Below are 21,853 nucleotides of genomic sequence, written 5' to 3'. Positions count from 1 at the left end.
AAATCATGGAAAGAATATATAAAAAACTGGTGGAAGGAAAATTTCTGGACCGGCCCAACCGCTTTGTATGCCATGCAGAAGTGGCAGGAGAAAAAGTGCTCTGCCATATGCCCAATCCCGGCCGTATGCGGGAACTTCTCTTTCCCGGCGTGACACTCTACATGACGCCTAACAGAAAAGGCCTGCGCACTGCCTATCGGGTAGTGGGCTGCGAAAAAGAAGGCCGCATCATTTATCTGGACACCACCAGAGCCAACGATGCAGCGGCCTTTCTGATTCAGCACCATAAGATTCCGGGCTGGGAAAACTGTTTCCTGGCAGGAAGAGAGGTGACCATGGGAGACAGCCGCTTCGATCTTCTTTTAGGCGATGAAGAAACGGGAGAAACCTTTCCGGTGGAAGTGAAATCCTGCAGCCTCAGCGGCAGGAATGGCGCCATGTTTCCCGATGCTCCCACGGAAAGGGGCATGAAACACCTGACCCACCTGGTAGATATGGCAAGGGCAGGGGAACATGCCGGCCTTCTGGTGCTGGTCCATGATGGAAACGCCCGCTGGTTTCTGCCAAACTATCACACCGACCTCTCCTTCTCCGAAGAATTCAGGCAGGGCCTGGATCTCCTGGACTGGAAAGCCTGCGTCATCTCCTGGACAAAGGACTTCCTCATGCCTGAAACAGTACGCCTCATCCCCACGTCCAAGGAAGCGCTGGATAAAGAAATGGGAAATGCCGGTGATTACATGATCATCCTCCAGCTGGAGGATGACAAAACGATTTCCGTAGGAAGTCTGGGAGATATCCATTTTCCAAAAGGCTTCTACGTCTACGTAGGATCGGCCAGAAAAAATCTGGACCAGCGCATAGCTCACCACAGAGCTCTTCGGAAAAGACGGCACTGGCACATGGACTACCTGAGAAGCGCCTGCCGCTTCATAGGTGCCATCCCGATCCGTACTAAAGAAGACCTGGAACATAAACTGGCCCACGCTCTCTCCGAAATCGCCGGCTGGACCATAGAAAACTTCGGCTGTACCGACTGCCGGTGCCGCTCCCACCTCTTTGGATTTGCTGAAAACCCCATGCACGAAAGGGACTTCGTGAAAATAGAAGAAGATTTTGAAATCAACAGACTGGACCGGTATTTTTAAAAAGCTGCCTCTGACAGGCCCATAGCACCTGTCAGCGGCAGTTTTTTTAAGGAAAACACGGATTCATTTATAAAGTCTGCTCTATATAAGAATCTGTATGCAGCGATGCATCATGAGTCTGACTAAAGACCTGCGGCGTTCCTTCATAAAAAGGGAGGAACTGCCCCGGCTCATCATTGGTTCTCCTTTACCTCTTCCGTTCTGTCTTTCCTGTATTTGATAGAAAAGAATATGAACACCGCTGTGGCTGCTACAAATCCGGCCAGGGCAGTGAGCTGGGCGCTCTTAAGTCCCAGGGCCAGAGTTCCGTAGTCTCCCCTGAAGTTTTCCAGGAAGAAGCGGAGAAGGGAATAAAGCATGATGTAGAGGCAGAAGGTGGTACCTCTGGCATGTTTGAAACAGGAGTACCAGAGGAGCAGACCCAGAATGATAAGGTCTCCCTGGCATTCCCAGACTTCCGCTGGCCACAGGGGCTGGGCGCCGTAGGTGTGGTAGGCCAGAGTGGTGGAGGGGTAGAGGATGCCGAAGTCAGCCCCTGTGGGATGACCAAAAGCATCGCCGTTCATGAAATTGGCAATACGGCCGATGGCCTGACCGAAAATGATGGCCGGTGCAATAATGTCAGCGAATGGGAGCACCGGAATGTGCCGCTTTTTGAGAAAAATATAGCCGGCCACACAGGCGAAAATGACGCCTCCCTGAATGGCCATGCCTCCCTGCCATACATAGGGGATTTCCAGCAGATGGTTGTGGTAGTAATCCCAGTCAAAAAAGAACACATCCCACAGCCTGCCGCCGATAATACCTACGAAGGCGATGGTGAGGCCCAGGTCAAACATGCATTCATGCCAGCCCCGGCCGTCCTTTTTCAGAAAATAGTAGGCCATGATACAGCCAAATATGATGCCTAATGAAAAAAAGATACCATAGAAGCGGATGGGAAATCCGCCGATGAATGTAACATACTGATGCATAGAAAATCTCCTTTTCCAAAAGACCTGTCAGATTGAGGTCTTTTTCTTTTTATACAATTATACAATAGTCTGCAACAGCAGAAGGAAGAGCCCTTTATAGGGCCGGATACATCTTCAGGTTTATCGTTTTATGTATAGAGTGTTTCGATTTGTAACTAATGAAACAATTATTAGCGAATGTCCCGAAACATTATATATTAATCTAATAGAACGCTCACAATTAAAATCTTTTATACCCATAGGGGGTATAGGTAAGGCTGATTTTTTAATCGATTTTTTAATATAGAACCTGATGAATGTAAGATGTCAATTTATGCGAAACTATCGATAAAATAAGGATTTAATCCGAATGAAAGCAAGAACATAGTTCATAATTAAACAATAATGATTAAAATTAAACTCATATAAATCTTTTATTTCTTATAGAAAGCACTTGAAATCACCAAATTTCATGGTATGATGATTATAGAAATTTTAAGTTCCAAGAAAGAACTTATGTCAGCTGCTTCAAGGAAAAATAATAATAACATCAAATTTCCATCATAACAACAATAATAAAGAGTAAAAAGCAGCTTTTTTGTTTGTTTTTCTTTTCATTTTTGGGAGGAACCATCATGAGAAACTGTGTATTAATTATTGAGCATGACCCCAGTGTGAGCCGTTTCATGCAGCTGAAGCTGGAAGAAGCGGGATTCACCAGCATGATTGACAATACCGGCGATTCTGCCGTAGACCTGGCAGGACAGAGACAGGCAGACGTTGTTATTCTTGATCCCGACGAACCTATGAAGAATGGCCATGAGATTCTTGGAAAGATTCGGGAAATCAGCCCTATCCCCGTTATTTATCTTTCTTCTGACAACAGCGTGGATGCCAAGGTAAAAGCCCTGAACGCCGGGGCTGATGACTATCTGACAAAGCCCTATGCTACCAGGGAACTGGTGGCCCGGATTCATGCGGCTCTGCGCCGTCACGAAGAACCTAAGATTATCGTGGATCCTGCATTCACCATCGGCGATCTTTCCATTTATCCCGATCGTCACGAAGTGAGGGCCGGGGATGAAGCCATCGACCTGACGAAAAAAGAATTTGACCTGCTCCTTTTCCTGGCCAAGAACAAGAACCGTGTCATTAAGAGAGAAGAAATTCTTGAAAAAGTTTGGGGATACGGCTACGCAGGCAAGACGAACATTGTAGATGTATATATCCGCTACCTCAGAAGCAAAATCGATGAAAAGGTAGGCAAGAAATATATTCATACGGTCCGTGGCATCGGCTACGCAGCCCGGGACTGAATCTATGATTAAACAAGTCATTGTAGTGGAAGGAAAGTCGGATATTGCCCGGGTAGGCATGGCGGTAGAGGCAGATATGATTGCTACCGAAGGCTTTGCACTGAAAAAGGCAACCATTGAAAAAATCCGTTATGCCTATGAAAAAAGGGGGATTATCATCCTTACGGACCCCGACGGGCCGGGTGAACGGATCCGGCAGCGCCTTTCCAAACTGTTTCCTAAAGCCCTTCATGCCTTCGTGCCTAAATCAGAAGCTTCTACGGAAGATGATGTGGGCATAGAAGACGCTTCACCGGAATCCATCCGGAAAGCACTCCAGACGCTTCGCGTTCTTTACCAGGACGATTCGGGACTCTTTTCAGCGGCTGATTTATTTGCTGCCGGACTTTCAGGGAATCCGGACTCTTCTGCCAAAAGGGCCAGGGTAGGCGCGATTCTCGGCATTGGCTATGGAAATGGCAAACAGTTTGTGAAACGGCTGAACCATTATGGAATTACCCGTGAAGAATGGGACAGGGCACTGCAAATGTGCCGGGAGGACGCCTGATGCTGGAAGCCAATCTTGCAGACCGCCAGGTAGTGCAGTATGTGATCCGCCGTTTCGGCATCCATGCCAAACATAAGCTGGGACAGAATTTCCTTATCCGCCCTGACGTGGTAGCTGCCATTGCAGAAGCAGCGGAACTGGGAGAACATGTGCCTGTCATGGAAATCGGTGCCGGCATAGGCACTCTTACCCAGGCCCTGGCCGAAACAGGGGCTGATGTGACTGCTTTCGAACTGGATAAAAGTCTGGAAAGAGTTCTGTCTCATACCCTGGAACATTACAAAAATATCCATATCATTTATGAGGATGTGCTGAAAGCCGATTTGAAGACCATCCTGGGGGATAAGGACTGGCGCTGCGCCGCCAATCTGCCCTACTATATCACCACCCCCATTCTCCTTTCCCTCATCCAGTCGGACCTGCCCATTTCTCTTTTTGTATTCATGATGCAGAAAGAAGTGGCAGACCGTATCCTGGCCAAACCGGGCTCCAAAGATTATGGTGCCCTGACCATCGCTGTCAATTTCGACTGCACGGCGGAAAGGGTGCTTGATATTCCTCCTTCTGCCTTCATACCAAGGCCCCAGGTCACCTCCACGGTTCTCAAAATCCGCAGACGGAAAACACCGGCAGTCGAAGTAAAGGATAGAAAACTCTTTTTCTCCCTTGTCAAAATGGGATTCGGACAGCGGCGTAAAGTATTTACCAACGCCATGAAATCTGGCGGCATTCCTGCCGACTGGATACCTGAAATCCTGGAAAAAGCAGATATTGATGGCAAAAGGAGGGGCGAAACTTTCTCCATGGAAGAATACGCCCGCCTGGCAGATGCCTGGTATGATAAAATTCATGAATAAGAAAAACCCGGAGAGAAATCTTCGGGGTTTTTTATACGGCGGGCTTTTCTGACATGCCATCGGCGTGAGGGTTTAGAAGTAAGGCAATGGGATTCTGCCCGCTATCAGTGGATGGGTTCAAAGAAAGGTGGTGGTAGAAGGCTTTTTTATCTTTATGACCTGGGGATTTGAGCGAAAAAACCATGGAAAAACCGGTAGACGGCCTTTGGACGTCGGACAGGGACCCTTTCCTCAGGCAGGCGTTGGATGGCCCCTTGACTCTGTCATTCTGAACGCAGTGAAGAATCTCGGTACGTGGCAAATATGGAGCCATAGGAATTCATGCAGGGGCCTGGTACCTGAAGCACACTTCCCACCGACTGGTATTTATCGAGAGATGATTCACTACCGGCGTATACTGCGCGTATTCTGCATAGAATGCGCGAGTCGGCCAAAATTGGCCCTTAGCCTGCCCATAAAAGGGCCTTCCTTTTAATTGGTCGACCGACGATTCTTCGTTTCACTCAGTATTCTGGTCATATGTCAAGTCTTTTTTTTGAAGAAATTTATCGTTTTTTCTTAAAAAAGTGTAACCTTAACACACCACCGGGTAAATCGATTTTTTTGAATATATTCCGGCGTTCGATCTTTCTATTCCAACGTTACCATTACTTTGTTATCGGAATACAGCTGATGTTTATCCAGTAATGTAAAGATCAGCCGGACGATCTTTCGAGCAACGAGATTGAGTGCGGCCCTGTATGGAAATAGGGTCTTACGACTGCGAATACGTTCATATGCCTCGCGATATTTAGCGCTGTAGTTTATGATCTGTCCTGTAGCTAAGAGCACATAATAGCGGAGATACACATCACCGGCTTTTGACAGATGCTTAACCGGGCTTTCTGATTGACCGGATTGCTTTCCTCTCCAGGTTAATCCTATGTATTTAGCTAGGGCATCATCGGTTTTGAACCGCTTGATATCGCCAATTTCCGCTAGGAGCCCTCCGGCTATGACTGGTCCGACGCCGTCGATTGACAGCAGGATCTGATATGAGTCGCTTGAAAAACTTTTGGCCATTGTCTCAATGGACTTGTCCAATTTCTTTATTGCATCCTCAAGAGAGTGTATAATGAAAAAGGACACGGATAATCCCGAAGTCAGTGGCTCATAAACCCTTTTGTCCAACCGATAGGAATTGCGGGCTGCCTTCTTCACTTTTTCGACGACATCTAAAGGATGGGAAAATCTTCCGTGTCCTTTTTCTGTGATGAAATTGAGCAGTTCCTCATCGGACAGACTGAGGATTTCATCAGGGCCCCGAAAGGTCGTCAGCAGCTCCTGGCAGGTGGTGGTCCATACATTACAAAAGGGATTCTCTCCTGTCATAAGTCCGCTGCATTCAAGGTAGATGCTGTTTCCGGTCGAGTTCTTCACTATTCCCATGAGTTTGGCGATGCGGAATCTCAAACGTGTAAGTACCCGCAAGCCAAGCAGTTCTGGCCCTTTCCAAGGGCGTGACCGGATTTTGTTGGAACGCGCATAATCGGCAATAACCATGGCATCGACATAGTCGTCTTTCCCTACATCCGTAAAAGTTTTCTTGTAAGCATAAATCTCTTTGGGATTAACGGAATAGACGATGGCTGGGATGTGTCCGTTAAAATGTGTAACGGACAGAAATGTTGCCAGGTGAAAAGAATAAACCGAAGTAGCCTCTAACGCAATGACAACCTGTATGACATCAGGATAGAATTTCAAGAAGTCACTGACTTTTTCGACAATTCCTACAGATCCAGCAGGAGTGTTAGGAGCGGAAAAACGCAGATGCGCATGCCCAGGATGGTCCTCAGGGGAAAAAGGCATCGCATGCACAACGTTCTCTTTCATCGAAACGTCTATACCAACAAACAAAGAATGGAGTAATTCATATTGTTTCATAATCGCACCTCCTTCCTGGCAACATTCATGAAATAGGAGAAGGAATCCTGATCTCAAACTCCCTCTAAAATCTCGTTAATAGGCAATCACCCGTGGAGGTAAACCGTTTACTGGAAGAAGCTCCGCCCGGGGCCGCAAATTCTGAAGTAGGCAGAATGGGAGAAAGAGCCAGGCGAGAATACTGAGCTGGCGGTAGAACCGCAGGATGACTTGGTCGTCTTCTGAGCTATTCCATGTTACTTTCATCGTAGCACCAGGATTCCCTACCCATCAAGATGGGCAATGGAAGTATTTGACTTCATGCCCTACACATACTATACGAGGATGACGGTGGGAGGCGGGAAGAAATCGAGGCAGCACTGGTCAGGTCCAATAGATACCTTTACAAACCCTGGTACCGGCGCTATAATAAAATCAACGCAGGGAAAGAGAATACCTTTTCCTTATGCCTTTAGAGAAAAGACGGCTGGTGAAAGTCTTGGCAGAAGGGGGAGTTTCCACTCAGGAGCGGCCGGTGAGGAACCGGACGGCTGGTGACCGATACGAACTATGAGCTGGCTTTTGCAAATTGGGTGGCACCGCGATAACTTCGTCCCATGGAGGGGTGAAGTTTTTTTGTTTTCTTGCTTATATGCCGGAAACCGGCAAATTTGATACAGGGAGAGATAGTTATGTTAGACATCAAATTTATTCGTGAACATGCTGACGAGGTTAAGCAGAATCTGGTGAACCGTCATAATCCCTTTGACCTGGATAAGGTTTTGGAACTGGACGGAAAGAGAAGGGAACTTCTGCAGGAAACGGAAGCGCTGAAGAGTGAGAAGAATGCAGAATCCAAGAAAATTGCCCAGGCAAAGAAGAATGGGGAAGATGCTTCTGATGCTATTGCTTCCATGAGAGAAGTAGGCAGGAAGATCAGTGCTATTGACAAGGAACTGGGAGAAGTGGAAGGTACACTGAATGAGCTGCTCCTTCATATTCCAAACATGGCTGACAAAACTGTTCCGGTAGGCAAGGATGACAGCGAAAATCCGGAAGTCCGCCGCTGGGGCGAAATTCCGAAATTCGATTTCCCCATCAAAGCTCACTACGAACTGGGTGATGAACTTGGGATTCTGGATGCTGAAAGAGCCGGCAAGGTATCCGGCGCCCGCTTCTATTTCTACCTTTCCGGCGCTGCCCGTCTGGAAAGAGCGGTATACAATTTCATGCTGGATCTCCACACGAAGGAAAATGACTATACCGAAGTGATTCCGCCTTATATCATCAACGGCAAATCTATGCAGGGCACCGGCCAGCTGCCGAAGTTTGCCGAAGATATGTACAAGGTGGAAGGGGAAAACATGTATATGACTCCAACTGCTGAAGTACCGCTGACCAACTATTTCTCCGGTGAAATCCTGGATGGTGATATGCTTCCGGTTCACCTCACCGCCCTCACTCCCTGCTTCCGTAAAGAAGCTGGTTCTGCCGGCAAAGATACCCGTGGCCTCATCCGTCAGCATCAGTTCCATAAAGTGGAAATGGTGAAGTACTGCAAACCGGAAGACAGCTGGGATGAACTGGAATCCCTTACGGCAGAAGCAGAAAAGGTGCTGCAGCGTCTGAAACTTCCTTATCATATTGTATGCCTGTGCACCGGCGATATCGGTTTCTCCTCTGCCAAGACCTATGATCTTGAAGTATGGATGCCTGCACAGAACAAGTACCGTGAAATTTCTTCCTGCTCCAACTGCCTCGACTTCCAGGCACGCCGTGCCAACATCCGTTTCCGCCGCACACCGGGCGCTAAACCGGAATTCGTACACACCTTAAACGGCTCCGGACTGGCTGTAGGCAGAACGGTAGCTGCCATTATGGAAAACTACCAGCAGGCAGATGGAACCATCAAGGTTCCGGAAGCTCTTGTTCCCTACATGGGCGGTATCACCGTGATCGGCAAGAGAAATGGTTTCCCCAGCTCCAAACCTGTTGCAAAAGAAAATAAATAAAATACGGAAATGAAAAATCCCTGCCTTCGGGCGGGGATTTTTTTAATACTAGTTGAGCATAAGGCGGCAGCAGGCGCCTTTGAATGAAGGAACCGACTATGCGGCCTGCATCCGCGTCACATGTTATACAAAAAAGACCGCTTGGCGGTCTTTTTTGTATCTATCAACTATTTATCATTGTAAATAGATTCCAGTGTCATAGGCAAATCGTTATTCACACCTTTGCTCAGGATGAACTGTCCTACATCCAGCACGCCGGTGCGGAAGCCTGATTCACAGCCTCTCAGGTAAATATCCCAGAGCCGTTTGAATTTTTCGTCATACACAGGCGGCAGGCTGTCCTTGTGGGCATTGAATGCTTCAGCCCAGCAATGGAGTGTCTTGGCATAATGGCGGCGGAGGCTTTCGAAGGCAATCAGCCGAAGACCGAAGAGAGGGAAGGTGGATACGGTTTCACGAATGCCTGGAACATAGCCGCCGGGGAAGATGTACTTGGTCATCCAGTTATTCGTCTGTTTTTCCTGGGGGTCCATGTTGAGAATGGAGTGAAGCATGAAGAGTCCGCCGGGCTTTAAGAGGTTGGACACTTTATTAAAATAGAGGGGCAGGTACTTCTTGCCTACGTGTTCGAACATGCCGATGGATACGATTTTATCAAACTGGTATGCATCACTGTCCAGATCCAGGTAGTTTTCCAGAATGACTTCTGCTTTGCCATCCAGTCCTTCTTTATGAATCCGTTCTTTAGCTGTTTTGTACTGATCTTCCGACAGGGTAATGCCGTAGGCATGAACGCCGTATTTCTTGGCAGCATAGATAATGAGTTCTCCCCAGCCGCAGCCGATATCCAGAAGGGTTTCTCCCGGCTTCAGAAACAGCTTTCTGAGGGACAGGTCAATTTTATTCATCTGGGCTTCATACAGGCTGTCGTCTTCATGTTTGAAATAAGCGCAGGAATAGGTTTTAGTGGCATCCAGGAAGGAATCGAAAAGATCATTTCCCAAATCATAGTGGGCGTGGATGTTTGATTTTTCTCGCTTTTCCTCTTCCTCTATCATTTTCTGGCGAAGGGCTCCCAGATGGTAGGGGAGCTTCACCGGGTCCTTCTGAAAGGCGGTGGCAACGATATCATCCAGGTTCCCTTCAAAATCCACAATGCCGTCCACATAGGCGGATCCGATGAGTACATCCAGGTCCTCTTTCAGGTCCGATGGAGAAAATGTGGGTTCCTGTTTGAAAATAACTTTAAACTTTGGAGGGGTTGAACCATAGTTTTTTTCCGTACCATCCCAGAAACGAACGGTAAAGCCGCCCTTTTTCCATAATTGCAGAGCCATGTTAAGTGCTTCTTTTTTAAACATAAGGCGCCTCCTGATTTAAACTTTATTACTTAATTCTATTATATCACTTTACAGGAGGAATGGTTACAGTGCTTCGATAAAAATGGTTATGGCACGATGGCAGCTGTATATAGTATAATTTAAACAGGGAAAGGACTTGACTTTCTCTTCTACGCATATGGTAAGGAGGTGGGATCATGAAACAGCATTTTAAAACTTTGCTTTTTCTCCTGCCCTTTTTTCTTTCTTTCGTAATGCCGGTTTCTGCCTTTGACGGTGCTGATGCTGCGGGGCTGATTAAAAACCCCATCATTGAAACGGTGCTGGCTGCGGTGATTCTGATTTCCATTGCTGCTGAAATTAAAACGGCCGGCTTTTCCGGCGGCGCTCTGGCGGCTGCCATTGCCGGATGTATTCTTATCGGAGCCAACTGGTATGAGGAGAAAAGTTTCTTCTGGGAATTTATTCTTTACTTTGGCGGTCTGGTACTCATTTTTCTGGATATTTTTCTTCTCATGTCCGGCGCCGGCATACTATGCGGACTGGTACTGGTCTTAGGGGGCCTGTTCCTCACCTTTGGCGGTGACATCACAGCCCTTTATATCCTGTCTTTTTCCATTCTGGCATCGGCAGTGGTTCTCTATTTCATTCTGGGCCATCTGGAAGGCAGCCGTTTATGGAAGAAATTGACTCTTCATACGGAACTGAGAGGAAGCAGGGGATTCGTCTCTTCCTCCGGCAGCCTGAAGGGGCTGGTGGGGAAAAAAGGCACAGCCTTTTCTGTACTCCGGCCTTCCGGGAAAGTGAATGTGGAAGGACAGATGGTGGATGCCCTGTCGGAAGGCACTTTTATTCCCGCCGGAAGGGCTGTCATGGTCGTTAAGGCAGAATCCGGCTATGTGGTGGTGAAAGAAGTATAATCGGTCCATGAAATTTAATTTCATTATATAAATCAGGAGGCATATATGGAACTCATGATATTTCCTTTTTTGATTCTCGTTATAGCTGCGGCTGCTCTTTCTGTATTTCTCCACTTCGTACCTCTGGGGCTGTGGATTTCCGCCCTGGCCGCAGGAGTCAATATTTCCCTCTTCAATCTGGTGGGCATGCGTATCCGCCGGGTGGAACCGCGGATGATCGTTCTGCCTCTCATCAAAGGAACCAAGGCAGGGCTGGATTTGAATGTGAATCAGCTGGAAGCCCATTACCTGGCCGGCGGCAACGTGGATAATGTGGTGGATGCCCTGATTGCGGCCCACCGCGCCCAGATTGATTTGTCCTTCGAGCAGGCCGCTGCCATTGATCTGGCAGGAAGAAATGTGCTTGAAGCTGTGCAGATGAGCGTAAATCCCAAGGTCATTGAAACGCCTACCATTTCCGCGGTAGCTAAAAATGGCATTGAGCTGAAGGTGCGCGCCCGGGTTACAGTGCGGGCCAATATTGACCGGCTTGTAGGTGGCGCCGGGGAAGCAACCATTATTGCCCGGGTAGGGGAAGGAATTGTCACCACCGTTGGTTCTGCGGAAAAGCATACAGATGTGCTGGAAAATCCGGACCACATTTCCCAGACAGTACTGGAGAAAGGGCTGGATTCAGGCACTGCTTTTGAAATTCTTTCCATTGATATTGCTGATGTGGATGTAGGCAGAAATATTGGCGCCCAGCTGCAGACAGATCAGGCAGAAGCTGATAAGCAGATCGCCCAGGCAAGAGCGGAAGAAAGAAGGGCCATGGCTGTGGCTAAGGAACAGGAAATGAAAGCCTATACCCAGGAAATGCAGGCTAAGGTAGTGGAATCGGAAGCAGAAGTGCCTAAAGCCATGGCTGAAGCGCTGCGGAGCGGCCGCCTGGGAGTTATGGATTATTATAATCTGAAAAATATAGAAGCTGATACGGATATGCGGGGCAGCATTGCCGGACATGAAGTCAAAGGAAAGTGATTAATTCACAAAGCCTGCTTTCGGAAGAAATTTCCTGGCACTGGAGCGTCATGGAATTCCTTGAGCAGGCCCCTGTTTCTGCTGCTTGAAAATTCAGTCATGACGGCAGTCAAGGAATGGAATCCTTTCTTTCATGAGAAGAAGGCTGTCATAAGGAGGACCTATGGAACATCCAGATCTCAAAGGCTATGATTATGAAAAGGTAAGGGAAAAGATGCTCCGTTCCTGGGGGAAGACCACCGGAGCAGTCCCTGAAAAGAAAGAGAAAACAGACGATGAGGATCAGTCTGAAAAGAAATTCTTTAAAATTAAAAATAAATCTGTTAAAATAAAGACAGGAAATAATGATTTAACGACAGGAAGCGAAAACCTCACCAGGGAAAAGAGGAAAACTTTCTCTGTTGGAAAGCAGGAATTGAAAGGAAGAAATTCTTCCGTCTTCACTTCTTCCTTTAAACAGAGTTTAAAGCAGGGGAATACCGGAATGAAAGAACATGCCGGTGCTACTGAAAAAGCCGCTTTTCCTGGTTCCATTCCGGATCCCAGGCAATGGGTCATCTATGATGCCCTGTTTGGTCCGGCCCGGAGCAGAAGGCCATGGAAGCCGTTTAAATATAAGGGAAAGAGTTGATTGCGTTGGATACCTATAAAGAAAATTTATATGGGAAAATATTATGGGAATGTTACCGTTCAAAGCTGTATATCATTTTTTTATCCCTCGTTTATGTGCTTGTCAGTGCAGCCGCTGTGATTTTTGCTATCTCTCACAACACCAATCATGGGCTGATATTCTATTTCATTGCTGCCCTGGTGGTTGCGTTATCCCTTTGGCGTATCAATCGCGTTCACAATCCGGTGGCCCTCATCTGTGAGAAAAAACTGCTGGTAGCTGTGCCATGGTCTTTCATAAACTCCGATTATCATATTTCTTTCCGTGCTTTCTATATGCCTGTAGAATATAACGAAGTGGCCGGCGTTTCCCATAACTGGAGCCAGCTTTATATCGGTGCCCGGATTACCGGCGGCCTGGTGGCCCTTCCGGTACAGCTTTCCTACGTTTCTCTGGGCGATAAGGCAGACTTCCAGAACTGGGTGGAACGGAAACAGGAAGAAGTAATGGAAAATACATAGAGGTAAGAAAAGGAGCTCGGAATTGGCCGGCTCCTTTTTAATTGTAGTTCGCGGATGCTGCGGTCAAAAACATCCGCAATCCGCCGCGTTCTTTTTTATCAGAGAACCGAAGCAGTCCTGATATCCCTGGTGAAGGATCCTTTTCATCCCTTTACTTTCCACTGTCCGTATGATAGGATAGTCCTAGTTTATGACTAATGAGGTGATTGATAAATGGCTGCAAAGATTACGTATACCATTCAGGATGTATTAGGTGATTTGTCCGTGGCTGCCAATGGCTGGAAAAAAGAGCTGACCTACACGAGCTGGAACAACCGGGACGAGAAGTTTGATCTTCGTTCCTGGAACCCGGACCATTCAGCTATGACCAAAGGAATTACTCTGACAAAGGAAGAAATTCTGAAGCTGAAAGACATTCTGAATGACATAGATTTTGATAAGTATTAATAGTCAAATCACTGCGGTCCATAGAAGGAAGGCTCTCCGAAAGGAGAGTCTTTTGGTATATATGGGATATTTTAGGCACTCCTTTTTTGATTTAGAAAGCATGCAAATCCAGAAAATACTGATTTTCTGAACATACACAAACTTTCAAGAGGTGAATTTTTCTATGACATTTCTATTTTCCGGTCCTAACGGGGACAGAACTAAAAGAGCTTTTATGGCAGGACTGGTGGGCCTTCTGGTGAACCTTATGCTGGGTGTTTTCAAAATACTGGCAGGCTGGCAGAGCGGTTTCCTTTCCGTCATGGGTGATGGATTCAATAATATTACCGACATGGGTTCGGTGGTGCTTCTCATGATGACCTTTTACTATGCTGCCAAGCCGTCGGATAAAGAACATCCTTTTGGACATGGCAGGCTGGAGTATATCAACTCCACTGTCATGGCAGCGGTGATCCTCTATGTAGGAATCACCCTTCTGGTGGAATCGGTACAGAAGATTATTCATCCCAGAAATACGGAATTTACAGTTTTTGTTGCCATTATTCTTGTCATTGGCCTTCTGGCCAAACTGTTTCTGGCCTGGTGGTACAAAAGGGCAGGGGAGAAGATAGGCTCTAAAGCCTTCGAAGCCTACAGCGCCGACTCTCTATCCGACACTCTTTCCACCAGCGGCGTATTGGTGGCCACACTGGCGGAATATTTCTTCGGCATCCAGATCGATGGTATTATGGGCTGTCTCATGTCCCTTTTCATTCTGTGGACGGGATACAGTATCATGAAAAATGCGGTGAACTCCATCCTTGGCGCTACTCCAGACAAGGAAGTTTACAGGAAAATTAAGGAATGCATTCTTTCCTGCCCCGGCGTGTATGGTGTCCATGACCTGATCGTTCATGATTACGGCCCGGAAAACCACTTCGCCACGGCCCATGTGGAACTTGACAGCAGTCTGAACCTGGTAGAAAGTCATGAACTGGCAGAAAACGTAATGACTACCCTGCGGGATAAACTGAATGTGCAGGCTACCATTCACGCAGACCCCAAAGCTGTATCCAATCCAAGGGAAGCAGAGTACAGGAGAGACCTGGAATCGGCCATTTACAGAACAAGGCTTCCTCTTTCCTATCATGACTTCTTTGTGGAAGAAAAGAAGGGAGAAATCCACCTATCCTTCGAACTGGCATTGACAGGCCCCTGCAAACTGAAAGACAAAGAGATTTATGATGAAATCTGCAGCCATCTGAAGGCCATCAACCCTGAATATACCGTGGAAACCATGGTGGACAGAAACTTTATCAGCGGCAAATTATATGGATGGGATGAAGAGGAAGTCAAAGAAATTGCCGGCAGAAATAAGGAAAAGTAAGGAGATAGGGGCCTGTAGAAGTGACATGTCCAGAAAGGGATGATGGTAAGTCTTTAGAACCATCCTTTGCACTCTCTCCATCTTTTTTCAAATGAAGCTCCTTCCTGCTGCCTGATAGGGGAAACTTTCCTTTTTCAGAAATTTTTCATGATTTCTGTATAAATTATGTATACAATTTGGTATAATAATTACTACGAAAAGTTTGTTATGAGCCCATAAGCGGCAGATTGTCTTATACCGGAGGCCAATTCCGGGTAAAAGTGGGATTCAAGAGAGTATATAAAGAGGGATTTATAAGATGCCGGAAAAAATTTTAAGAGGAATATTCATATTGCTCTTTACTGTTCTTGGCATCGTTCTTTCCAGGCAGGGAGAAACCGTTCTGGCGGCGCTTCTTCCAAATTCAGTGTTAACGGAAACCATTCTGGGCGTAACGTTCATGTCTCTGGGAGCGATGCTGGTAGGAGGGATACTGGGAGCCATTGTGGGCTGCTTTATTTCTCCCTATCTGAACAGGAGCCTTTTTGCCTTTACTTCCAGGGTAGAAAAATCCCTGTCCTCCATGTCGGTACAGGACCTGGTGGCTGGCACCCTGGGCCTTTTCCTGGGCCTTATCATTGCCAACCTGGTGGGACTGGCTTTTATCAGCGTGCCCTATATCGGACCTTATGTATCGGTGGCCCTGAGCATTATCCTCGGTTACTTGGGTATGCATCTGGCGGTAAGCAAGAAATCGGAAATGGCCAGCTGGTTCCATTTCCATTCAGAGCCGGAGCGGAAAAAGAATAAGGATAAAAAAGACGGAAAGCTTCTGGATACCAATGTGATTATCGACGGCAGGGTGGCGGATATTTATCGCACCGGCTTTCTGGAAGGTCCTATTTATGTGCCTGTATTTGTACTGGAAGAACTGCAGAAAATTGCAGACTCTTCTGATGTGCTGAAAAGGAACCGGGGCCGCCGGGGACTGGATATACTGAACCACATGAAAAAGAACAGCAGGGACTTCCATATCATTACCGATGATTTCGAGGAAATGAACGAGGTGGATTCCAAGCTGGTCAAGCTGGCCCGTGCCAAGGGATATAAAATCGTAACCAATGATTACAACCTGAACAAGGTGGCGGAGCTGCAGGGGGTCAGTGTACTGAACATCAATGACCTGGCCATTGCAGTGAAGCCTGCCGTGATTCCCGGCGAACAGCTCTTTGTGCAGCTGGTCAAGCAGGGAAAGGAAGAAGGGCAGGGCGTAGCTTACCTGGAAGACGGTACCATGATCGTGGTGGAAAACGGCAGTTCCTGCATCGGCAGGGAAGTGCCCGTTATTATTACATCAGTCCTGCAGACCTCTGCAGGCAAAATGATTTTTGCAAAGCTGGACTCCAATGATTAATTCGCTCATACTGGTGGCTGCAGGAAACGGAAGCCGCATGCAGGCATCCCTGAATAAGCTGCTTCTTTCCTGCGCAGGCCATCCTCTCATTTATTACACCTTAAGAAATGTATTCCAGAGCCGTCTTCTTTCAGAACTGGTCATTGTTACCAAGCCCGAGGAAAAGCCGGTTTTTGAATCCATTGTTGATTCCATTCCCCATTCCATCCGCGTCATGTTTGCTCCCGGCGGCAGTGACAGGGCAGGGTCCGTGAGGAATGGATTTCACATGATTTCAAAAAAATCAGATAAAGTTCTTGTCCATGACGGCGCCCGCCCGCTGGTAGACGGCAAGACCATAGATGATGCCTTTACTGCCATCAGCCGGGAAAATCCGGCGGTGGCCGTAGGCGTTCCCTGTATTGATACCATTAAAAAGGTAGAGGGAAATACCATTGTGGAAACGCCGGATCGGAGCAGTCTTTTCCGGGCCCAGACGCCCCAGGGCGCTTTGACCGGACTTTTCCATCGGGCGGTGGAATTTCTGTCCCGGGGCGGCAGCTTCACCGATGATGCTTCCGTGCTGGAACAGCTTGGCGTACCGGTGAAACTCATTCCGGGGAAGGAGCGGTTTTTTAAAGTGACGACGCCGGATGATATGGATCGCCTGGAACAGGCTCTCCGGAAAGACCGCTGCCCTTTCCGCATCGGGCAGGGCTATGACGTGCACCGCTTTGATGAAGAAAGGCCCCTGATTCTGGGAGGCGTCCGTATTTCCGAAAAGGGAGGCCTTCTTGGCCACTCCGATGCGGACGTACTTCTTCATGCCATTATGGATTCTCTTCTCGGCGCCTGCGGCCTTCCCGATATCGGCCATTATTTTCCCGATACCGATGACCGGTTTACAGGAGCTGACAGCACCCGCCTTCTTATGGAGGTGAAGAGGATCATTGAAGATGAAGGGTACATGGTGGGGAATATCGACAGTACCGTCATCGCTGAAAAGCCAAAACTGGCCAAATACATACCGGCCATGAAAGAAAAAATTGCCGGTTTTTTGGATATCTTGCCTGGTGATATAGGCATCAAAGCAACAACCAATGAAAAGATGGGAGCCATCGGCCGCCGTGAAGGCATAGCCGCCATGGCATCATCCATCGTATGCAGGAGGAGTTAATTTATGGAAAAGAAACTGAAAGTTCGTTTTGCTCCAAGCCCTACAGGCCCGTTCCACATCGGCGGCGCCCGTTCTGCTTTATTCAACTGGCTGGTGGCCCGCCATGCAGGCGGCACCTTCCTGGTCCGCATTGAAGATACAGATCTGAAACGTTCCTCCCGGGAATCGGAAGAAAATATTAAAGACTCCCTGAAATGGCTGGGCCTTACCTGGGATGAAGGCATTGATGTGGGCGGAGAAAACGGCCCTTATCGCCAGACTGAACGCCTTGACATTTACAAGAAAGAAGTACAGCGCCTCCTCGACGAAGGAAAGGCCTACTACTGCTACTGCACCGAAGAAGAACTGGAAGAAAGCCGCAAGAAGCAGGTGGCTGCCGGACAGACACCGGTGTATGACGACCACTGCCGTCACCTGACGGAAGAACAGGTGGCTCAGTACAAAGCAGAAGGCAGAAAACCGGTTATCCGCCTCAAAGTCAGAAAAGACGGCGTTTTTGCCTTTGACGATATGGTGAGAGGCCATGTGGAATTCCAGGCATCCGGTGTAGGCGATTTCATTATTGTCAAATCTGATGGCATTCCGGTGTACAACTTTGCCGTGGTGATCGATGATTCCCTCATGGGCGTGACCCACGTCATCCGTGCCGAAGAACACCTGTCCAACACACCCCGTCAGCTTGCCATTTATGAAGCACTGGGCTATCCGATTCCGAAATTCGGCCATATTTCCCTGATCCTTGGCGCCGATCACAAGAAAATGAGCAAGCGCCACGGTGCTACTTCCGTAACAGAATACAGAAATATGGGCTACCTGCCTGATGCCATGGTAAACTACCTGGCCCTCCTTGGATGGGCTCCCAAGGGTGAACAGGAAATCTTCACCAGGGATGAACTGATTAAACAGTTCTCCATGAAACGGGTTTCCTCCAACGATGCCGTTTTCGACATCGAAAAACTGAACTGGATTAACTTCCAGTATATGAAGAAGCTCTCTCCGGAACAGCTGCTGGACCTGACCCTGCCTTTCATTGAAAAAGCAGGCTACGTAAAGACGCCGCTGTCTTCTGAACAGAAAGACTGGCTTACCAGAGTAGTCTGGTACGTCCGCGATCATCTTTACTACGGCGCCCAGGCTCCGGAAAATGTCAAACTCTTCTTTGAAGACCTGCCGGAAGTAACCGACGAAGAAACCCTGTCCATTATGAAACAGGAAACTAGCGGCAAAATCATTACCGCCTTCGCCGATGCACTGGAAAAGCTGGAAACCTTTGACGAAGCATCTATTAAGAAATGCTTCTCCTCTCTCATGAAAGAAACCGGCATCAAAGGCAAGGCAGCCTTTGAACCGGTCAGAATCGCTTTGACCGGTGTCACCCACGGACCGGGCCTTTATGACATGATCGCCCTCTTCGGACGGGAAAAGACCCTCTCCCGCCTGAGAGACAGCCTCAAATACTGCTGAAATCCAACAAAAAAGCTCCGGATTTTCCGGGGCTTTTTTGGTGTGGGGAAAAGACGGACTGTCAGGCAATCAGACTGCAGATGTGCCCGGGAAGGGCAGTACAGCTGTTACTGCTTCACAGAATGCAAAGAGCCTCCTTTTTCCCTGCAAATCCACTTTCCCCTGTGACTCCAGCTTCCTTTAGGAGATAAGGAAAATGCAGAGACCCTGACCTCTACCCTTAAACCTTCTGAAGCCTCTATCATAATATGGTATAATAAAGCCGATAACTCAAAATATGAGGAAAGTGTTGGACTATGAATATAAAAAGATCAAAACTCATACTGGCCGCCGGTCTCCTGGGGGCGTCCCTTCTCTTTGCCGGCTGCGGAAACAGTCTGGATGACCAGTTTGTCTTCGGGCGGAACCGCATTCACTGTGATAACCAGACCATTACCGTATCCACTCCTTTCGAGCTTGTTTCCAACGGAAAGCAGGTGGATCTGGGGGATAGGGGAGCTTCTGTGGTGAAGGCAGAGGGCCATAACAGCCATCTGCAGATTCTTGTGACCGGAGAAAAAGTGACTGCCGACATGAATGAAAAGGTTCTCATCTCACAGGCCCGGAATGTGCTGAAAAGCAATTCTTCTCTTTCCAATGTAAAGTTTGATACGGAAGATGTGAAGATTGGAAATCTGGACGGTAAGAAACTGACCTTTACCTTTACGGAAACGAGCAGGGGCAAGAGTACGGATCTCACAGTGGATGAGTATATTTTTACCCAGAAGAATACGGTATGGCGGGTCATTTACCAGTATCGCACCGCCGATTCCATCGGAAAGGCCCTGGCTGAAAGAGTGGCTGGGAAAATCGCCCTGGGAAGCGAGTTCTGAAATCATGAGTTTCAAGGCACCTGGGAAATGTTTCCGCTTTCCTAAAGGCTGCTAGAGACAGAGGGGCTTAGTCACTCTGACTTTGTGATTTTTACCGCTAGCCCCGAATTTTCCCCGGGACCGTCAAACTTTGGAATCTTCGCAGCCGAAGCTGGGAAGATCCGATCACCTTTAATCTATAGGAGCTGTTACCATGCATTTTTCCAAGGGATTTTTCCCGCTTCTTCTTTTTCTGGCAGCCGGTGCTTTAATCGGCGGTATTTTGGGCCAGGTCATGGAAGGAGTTAATTTTGTGGGCCTTATGCCTTATCTGACCCAGACTTTTGAAATTTTCGATTTGAAGGATATCTTCCTGAATCTGGGCATCATCCAGTTTCATTTCGGCCTCCGGTTTGCACCGAACCTAATCAGTATCGCCGGTATTTTGATAGCTGCATGGCTGTACAAGAAATTTTAATTTCATAAGCATATCAATGATTGTTCCGCAATGAGGTGAAAATCATGTTGATACGGGAAATGCGAAGCGAAGATAAACCAAGAGAACGGTTCCAGATTTCTCCCCGCCTTGCCAGTAATACGGATCTGGTAGCCATTCTTCTGCGTACCGGCAGGCAGGGCCATTCGGTTATGGAAATTGCGAAGGAAGTGGTAGATCTTCTGGAGCGGGAAACGGGTATCAACGGCTATGAAGACCTGAACTGGCGGGATCTCACTGATATCAAGGGCATAGGGCCTGACAAGGCTGTCACCATCTGCGCTGCTGTAGAACTGGGGCGCCGGCTTTCTCTTATCTGCGATAAGCGGAAGCTGGTCAGTTTCAGCGCGCCGGATAAAGTGGCAGCCTTTTTTATGGAAAAACTGCGTCACGAGAATCAGGAACACTTCGTCACAGCTTATGTCAATGTAAAGAACCGCCTTTTGGGATATCGCATGATTACGAAAGGAAATCTGAACGCTGCGCCGGTGGATATCAAGGAAGCCCTGAAGTGGGGCATACGGTACAAGGCTTATGGTCTCATTCTGGTTCATAATCACCCTTCCGGTTATCCGGAACCTTCCGAGGAGGACCTGGATATCACCAAAGCCTTTGCCGCCGCGGCCAAACTGCTGGACATGGAAGTACTGGACCATGTCATCATAGGTGATGGCACTTTCGTCAGCCTTCATGAAAGAGGATGCCTTTGATGGGGAAGGGCTGTGGCATCTCTGCTCTGTCTAAAACTTCCCCCGCCATGCAGAAGCCAGTGAAAGATGTTATAATGTAGATGTAATATTTCAACTGTAAAGGACAGGTGTTTATTCATGGAAGAAATGGAAAAAGGGAAAAGATATTCTGCTGAATCTAAGGGTTATGACAGCACGATTTATGAAGTCCGGTTCACTCCTGTGATGGAACGGCCTGAATATCAGGAAGGGCCGACCAGGGAAGCTCTGGAGAGGCTGCAGAAGGCCATGGCGGAGAAGGATTTTGAAAAGTACGTGAATAACGGACTTATCCGCGTGACTTTTGACAGCGGACGGCTTCTTCTCATTGCGAAATCAGAAATCTACAGGACCATGCTTTACGGACCTTTCTTCGGCGCTATCTGCAAAGCTTTTGATGTAGATAATTTCCGCGTGGTAAGTCAGGTTAACGGATATTAATATCATCCATGCCAATGAGGGCCATAAAAGATGAAACCATCTTTTATGGCCTTCTTTATGTCCTAGAGAGGAGCGAAGGGAATATTTTTACCATCCATTTTTTACCTGTCATTTATCATTTACGCCGGATATTCAATGAATTTTATGTTCCTCATATAACCACTTATTTACTTAGTGTAAAATTTTACTCGGTAGGGGAATTTTTCCAGAAACAATAAAAGAGGAAAGCCTCCCCTTGAGTGGAAATGTTATAATTTCCGTGGCAAAGAATAAAACAAAGAAAGGTCTTTCCTCATGGATATTATAACAAAAACTGGAGAAATTTGGAGTGAAAATGCAATAGGAGCAGTTATTTCTATCATCAA

The 21,853-nt window shown here is 47.6% G+C and carries 22 protein-coding genes; 19 read left to right on the top strand and 3 right to left on the bottom strand.

Annotated elements, in window-relative coordinates; genetic code table 11:
- Positions 1-5 precede the first annotated feature (5 nt).
- Positions 6-1,148, top strand: a complete 1,143-nt coding sequence (gene sfsA / locus HMPREF9453_RS03510; RefSeq protein ID WP_008859193.1) for a DNA/RNA nuclease SfsA — start codon at positions 6-8, stop codon at positions 1,146-1,148.
- 173 nt (positions 1,149-1,321) lie between these two features.
- Here sfsA and lgt read toward each other — a convergent pair whose 3' ends face one another.
- The gene (gene lgt, locus HMPREF9453_RS03505; RefSeq protein WP_008859191.1) at positions 1,322-2,122 is read right to left on the bottom strand and encodes a prolipoprotein diacylglyceryl transferase; all 801 of its coding nucleotides are present in this window, start codon (positions 2,120-2,122) and stop codon (positions 1,322-1,324) included.
- A gap of 614 nt (positions 2,123-2,736) precedes the next feature.
- On the opposite strand from lgt, the gene HMPREF9453_RS03500 reads away from it, so the two are divergent.
- Genes HMPREF9453_RS03500 through rsmA form a run of 3 tightly spaced genes read left to right on the top strand, consistent with a single transcriptional unit; the run spans position 2,737 to position 4,821 of the window.
- Complete coding sequence (locus HMPREF9453_RS03500; RefSeq protein WP_008859190.1) at positions 2,737-3,417, top strand: response regulator transcription factor; 681 nt, start codon at positions 2,737-2,739, stop codon at positions 3,415-3,417.
- A gap of 4 nt (positions 3,418-3,421) precedes the next feature.
- Positions 3,422-3,964 carry a ribonuclease M5 gene (rnmV, locus tag HMPREF9453_RS03495; RefSeq protein ID WP_008859189.1) on the top strand — a complete coding sequence of 181 codons (543 nt, stop codon included), beginning with the start codon at positions 3,422-3,424 and terminating at the stop codon, positions 3,962-3,964.
- Positions 3,964-4,821, top strand: coding sequence for a 16S rRNA (adenine(1518)-N(6)/adenine(1519)-N(6))-dimethyltransferase RsmA (rsmA, locus tag HMPREF9453_RS03490; protein WP_008859188.1), 858 nt, complete (start codon positions 3,964-3,966; stop codon positions 4,819-4,821). Before rnmV ends, rsmA begins: the two co-directional genes overlap by 1 nt.
- 630 nt (positions 4,822-5,451) lie before the next feature.
- Here the strand turns inward: rsmA and HMPREF9453_RS03485 are convergent.
- A complete protein-coding gene (locus HMPREF9453_RS03485; protein WP_008859187.1) occupies positions 5,452-6,744 on the bottom strand; it encodes an IS110 family RNA-guided transposase in 1,293 nt (430 codons plus the stop codon).
- A gap of 282 nt (positions 6,745-7,026) precedes the next feature.
- On the opposite strand from HMPREF9453_RS03485, the gene HMPREF9453_RS03480 reads away from it, so the two are divergent.
- Together HMPREF9453_RS03480 and serS are read left to right on the top strand one after the other, a co-directional pair.
- Positions 7,027-7,281, top strand: a complete 255-nt coding sequence (locus HMPREF9453_RS03480) for a hypothetical protein (RefSeq protein ID WP_040379550.1) — start codon at positions 7,027-7,029, stop codon at positions 7,279-7,281.
- 134 nt (positions 7,282-7,415) lie between these two features.
- Entirely contained in the window at positions 7,416-8,735 is a 1,320-nt protein-coding gene (gene serS, locus HMPREF9453_RS03475) for a serine--tRNA ligase (protein ID WP_008859186.1), read from the top strand.
- Between the two features lie 167 nt (positions 8,736-8,902).
- Here the strand turns inward: serS and HMPREF9453_RS03470 are convergent, their stop codons facing one another.
- Positions 8,903-10,096 carry an SAM-dependent methyltransferase gene (locus tag HMPREF9453_RS03470; RefSeq protein ID WP_008859185.1) on the bottom strand — a complete coding sequence of 398 codons (1,194 nt, stop codon included), beginning with the start codon at positions 10,094-10,096 and terminating at the stop codon, positions 8,903-8,905.
- Between the two features lie 176 nt (positions 10,097-10,272).
- On the opposite strand from HMPREF9453_RS03470, the gene HMPREF9453_RS03465 reads away from it, so the two are divergent.
- From HMPREF9453_RS03465 to HMPREF9453_RS03405, 13 genes are all read left to right on the top strand, one after another.
- A complete protein-coding gene (locus HMPREF9453_RS03465) occupies positions 10,273-10,995 on the top strand; it encodes an NfeD family protein (RefSeq protein WP_008859184.1) in 723 nt (240 codons plus the stop codon).
- A 45-nt stretch (positions 10,996-11,040) separates the two neighbouring features.
- Complete coding sequence (floA, locus tag HMPREF9453_RS03460; RefSeq protein ID WP_008859183.1) at positions 11,041-12,015, top strand: flotillin-like protein FloA; 975 nt, start codon at positions 11,041-11,043, stop codon at positions 12,013-12,015.
- A 163-nt stretch (positions 12,016-12,178) separates the two neighbouring features.
- A complete protein-coding gene (locus HMPREF9453_RS03455; protein WP_008859182.1) occupies positions 12,179-12,646 on the top strand; it encodes a hypothetical protein in 468 nt (155 codons plus the stop codon).
- Between the two features lie 95 nt (positions 12,647-12,741).
- Positions 12,742-13,146 carry a hypothetical protein gene (locus HMPREF9453_RS03450; RefSeq protein WP_222859641.1) on the top strand — a complete coding sequence of 135 codons (405 nt, stop codon included), beginning with the start codon at positions 12,742-12,744 and terminating at the stop codon, positions 13,144-13,146.
- 213 nt (positions 13,147-13,359) lie between these two features.
- The gene (locus HMPREF9453_RS03445; RefSeq protein WP_008859180.1) at positions 13,360-13,593 is read left to right on the top strand and encodes a YdbC family protein; all 234 of its coding nucleotides are present in this window, start codon (positions 13,360-13,362) and stop codon (positions 13,591-13,593) included.
- Between the two features lie 163 nt (positions 13,594-13,756).
- Complete coding sequence (locus tag HMPREF9453_RS03440; protein WP_008859179.1) at positions 13,757-14,959, top strand: cation diffusion facilitator family transporter; 1,203 nt, start codon at positions 13,757-13,759, stop codon at positions 14,957-14,959.
- Between the two features lie 331 nt (positions 14,960-15,290).
- A complete protein-coding gene (locus tag HMPREF9453_RS03435) occupies positions 15,291-16,352 on the top strand; it encodes a PIN/TRAM domain-containing protein (RefSeq protein WP_232217312.1) in 1,062 nt (353 codons plus the stop codon).
- Positions 16,345-17,508, top strand: coding sequence for a 2-C-methyl-D-erythritol 4-phosphate cytidylyltransferase (ispD, locus tag HMPREF9453_RS03430; protein ID WP_008859177.1), 1,164 nt, complete (start codon positions 16,345-16,347; stop codon positions 17,506-17,508). The genes HMPREF9453_RS03435 and ispD overlap by 8 nt, the downstream gene beginning before the upstream one ends.
- A gap of 3 nt (positions 17,509-17,511) precedes the next feature.
- The gene (gene gltX, locus HMPREF9453_RS03425; protein WP_008859176.1) at positions 17,512-18,972 is read left to right on the top strand and encodes a glutamate--tRNA ligase; all 1,461 of its coding nucleotides are present in this window, start codon (positions 17,512-17,514) and stop codon (positions 18,970-18,972) included.
- A gap of 296 nt (positions 18,973-19,268) precedes the next feature.
- Positions 19,269-19,844, top strand: coding sequence for a hypothetical protein (locus HMPREF9453_RS03420; RefSeq protein WP_008859175.1), 576 nt, complete (start codon positions 19,269-19,271; stop codon positions 19,842-19,844).
- Positions 19,845-20,037: 193 nt separating this feature from the next.
- The gene (locus tag HMPREF9453_RS03415) at positions 20,038-20,301 is read left to right on the top strand and encodes a DUF4321 domain-containing protein (protein ID WP_008859174.1); all 264 of its coding nucleotides are present in this window, start codon (positions 20,038-20,040) and stop codon (positions 20,299-20,301) included.
- Between the two features lie 44 nt (positions 20,302-20,345).
- A complete protein-coding gene (gene radC, locus HMPREF9453_RS03410) occupies positions 20,346-21,029 on the top strand; it encodes a RadC family protein (RefSeq protein WP_008859173.1) in 684 nt (227 codons plus the stop codon).
- A 117-nt stretch (positions 21,030-21,146) separates the two neighbouring features.
- Complete coding sequence (locus tag HMPREF9453_RS03405; protein ID WP_008859172.1) at positions 21,147-21,488, top strand: hypothetical protein; 342 nt, start codon at positions 21,147-21,149, stop codon at positions 21,486-21,488.
- The last annotated feature ends 365 nt before the right edge of the window (positions 21,489-21,853 follow it).

It is taken from the genome of Dialister succinatiphilus YIT 11850 (assembly GCF_000242435.1).
Taxonomy (GTDB): domain Bacteria; phylum Bacillota; class Negativicutes; order Veillonellales; family Dialisteraceae; genus Dialister; species Dialister succinatiphilus.
This window is presented reverse-complemented; position numbering and strand designations above follow the sequence as displayed.

Bases quoted from the DNA above. Each gene is read 5' to 3' on its own strand.
- sfsA (WP_008859193.1), top strand. From the start codon at position 6: ATGGAAAGAATATATAAAAAACTGGTGGAAGGAAAATTTCTGGACCGG.
- lgt (WP_008859191.1), bottom strand. From the start codon at position 2,122: ATGCATCAGTATGTTACATTCATCGGCGGATTTCCCATCCGCTTCTAT.
- HMPREF9453_RS03500 (WP_008859190.1), top strand. From the start codon at position 2,737: ATGAGAAACTGTGTATTAATTATTGAGCATGACCCCAGTGTGAGCCGT.
- rnmV (WP_008859189.1), top strand. From the start codon at position 3,422: ATGATTAAACAAGTCATTGTAGTGGAAGGAAAGTCGGATATTGCCCGG.
- rsmA (WP_008859188.1), top strand. From the start codon at position 3,964: ATGCTGGAAGCCAATCTTGCAGACCGCCAGGTAGTGCAGTATGTGATC.
- HMPREF9453_RS03485 (WP_008859187.1), bottom strand. From the start codon at position 6,744: ATGAAACAATATGAATTACTCCATTCTTTGTTTGTTGGTATAGACGTT.
- HMPREF9453_RS03480 (WP_040379550.1), top strand. From the start codon at position 7,027: ATGGAAGTATTTGACTTCATGCCCTACACATACTATACGAGGATGACG.
- serS (WP_008859186.1), top strand. From the start codon at position 7,416: ATGTTAGACATCAAATTTATTCGTGAACATGCTGACGAGGTTAAGCAG.
- HMPREF9453_RS03470 (WP_008859185.1), bottom strand. From the start codon at position 10,096: ATGTTTAAAAAAGAAGCACTTAACATGGCTCTGCAATTATGGAAAAAG.
- HMPREF9453_RS03465 (WP_008859184.1), top strand. From the start codon at position 10,273: ATGAAACAGCATTTTAAAACTTTGCTTTTTCTCCTGCCCTTTTTTCTT.
- floA (WP_008859183.1), top strand. From the start codon at position 11,041: ATGGAACTCATGATATTTCCTTTTTTGATTCTCGTTATAGCTGCGGCT.
- HMPREF9453_RS03455 (WP_008859182.1), top strand. From the start codon at position 12,179: ATGGAACATCCAGATCTCAAAGGCTATGATTATGAAAAGGTAAGGGAA.
- HMPREF9453_RS03445 (WP_008859180.1), top strand. From the start codon at position 13,360: ATGGCTGCAAAGATTACGTATACCATTCAGGATGTATTAGGTGATTTG.
- HMPREF9453_RS03440 (WP_008859179.1), top strand. From the start codon at position 13,757: ATGACATTTCTATTTTCCGGTCCTAACGGGGACAGAACTAAAAGAGCT.
- ispD (WP_008859177.1), top strand. From the start codon at position 16,345: ATGATTAATTCGCTCATACTGGTGGCTGCAGGAAACGGAAGCCGCATG.
- gltX (WP_008859176.1), top strand. From the start codon at position 17,512: ATGGAAAAGAAACTGAAAGTTCGTTTTGCTCCAAGCCCTACAGGCCCG.
- HMPREF9453_RS03420 (WP_008859175.1), top strand. From the start codon at position 19,269: ATGAATATAAAAAGATCAAAACTCATACTGGCCGCCGGTCTCCTGGGG.
- HMPREF9453_RS03415 (WP_008859174.1), top strand. From the start codon at position 20,038: ATGCATTTTTCCAAGGGATTTTTCCCGCTTCTTCTTTTTCTGGCAGCC.
- radC (WP_008859173.1), top strand. From the start codon at position 20,346: ATGTTGATACGGGAAATGCGAAGCGAAGATAAACCAAGAGAACGGTTC.
- HMPREF9453_RS03405 (WP_008859172.1), top strand. From the start codon at position 21,147: ATGGAAGAAATGGAAAAAGGGAAAAGATATTCTGCTGAATCTAAGGGT.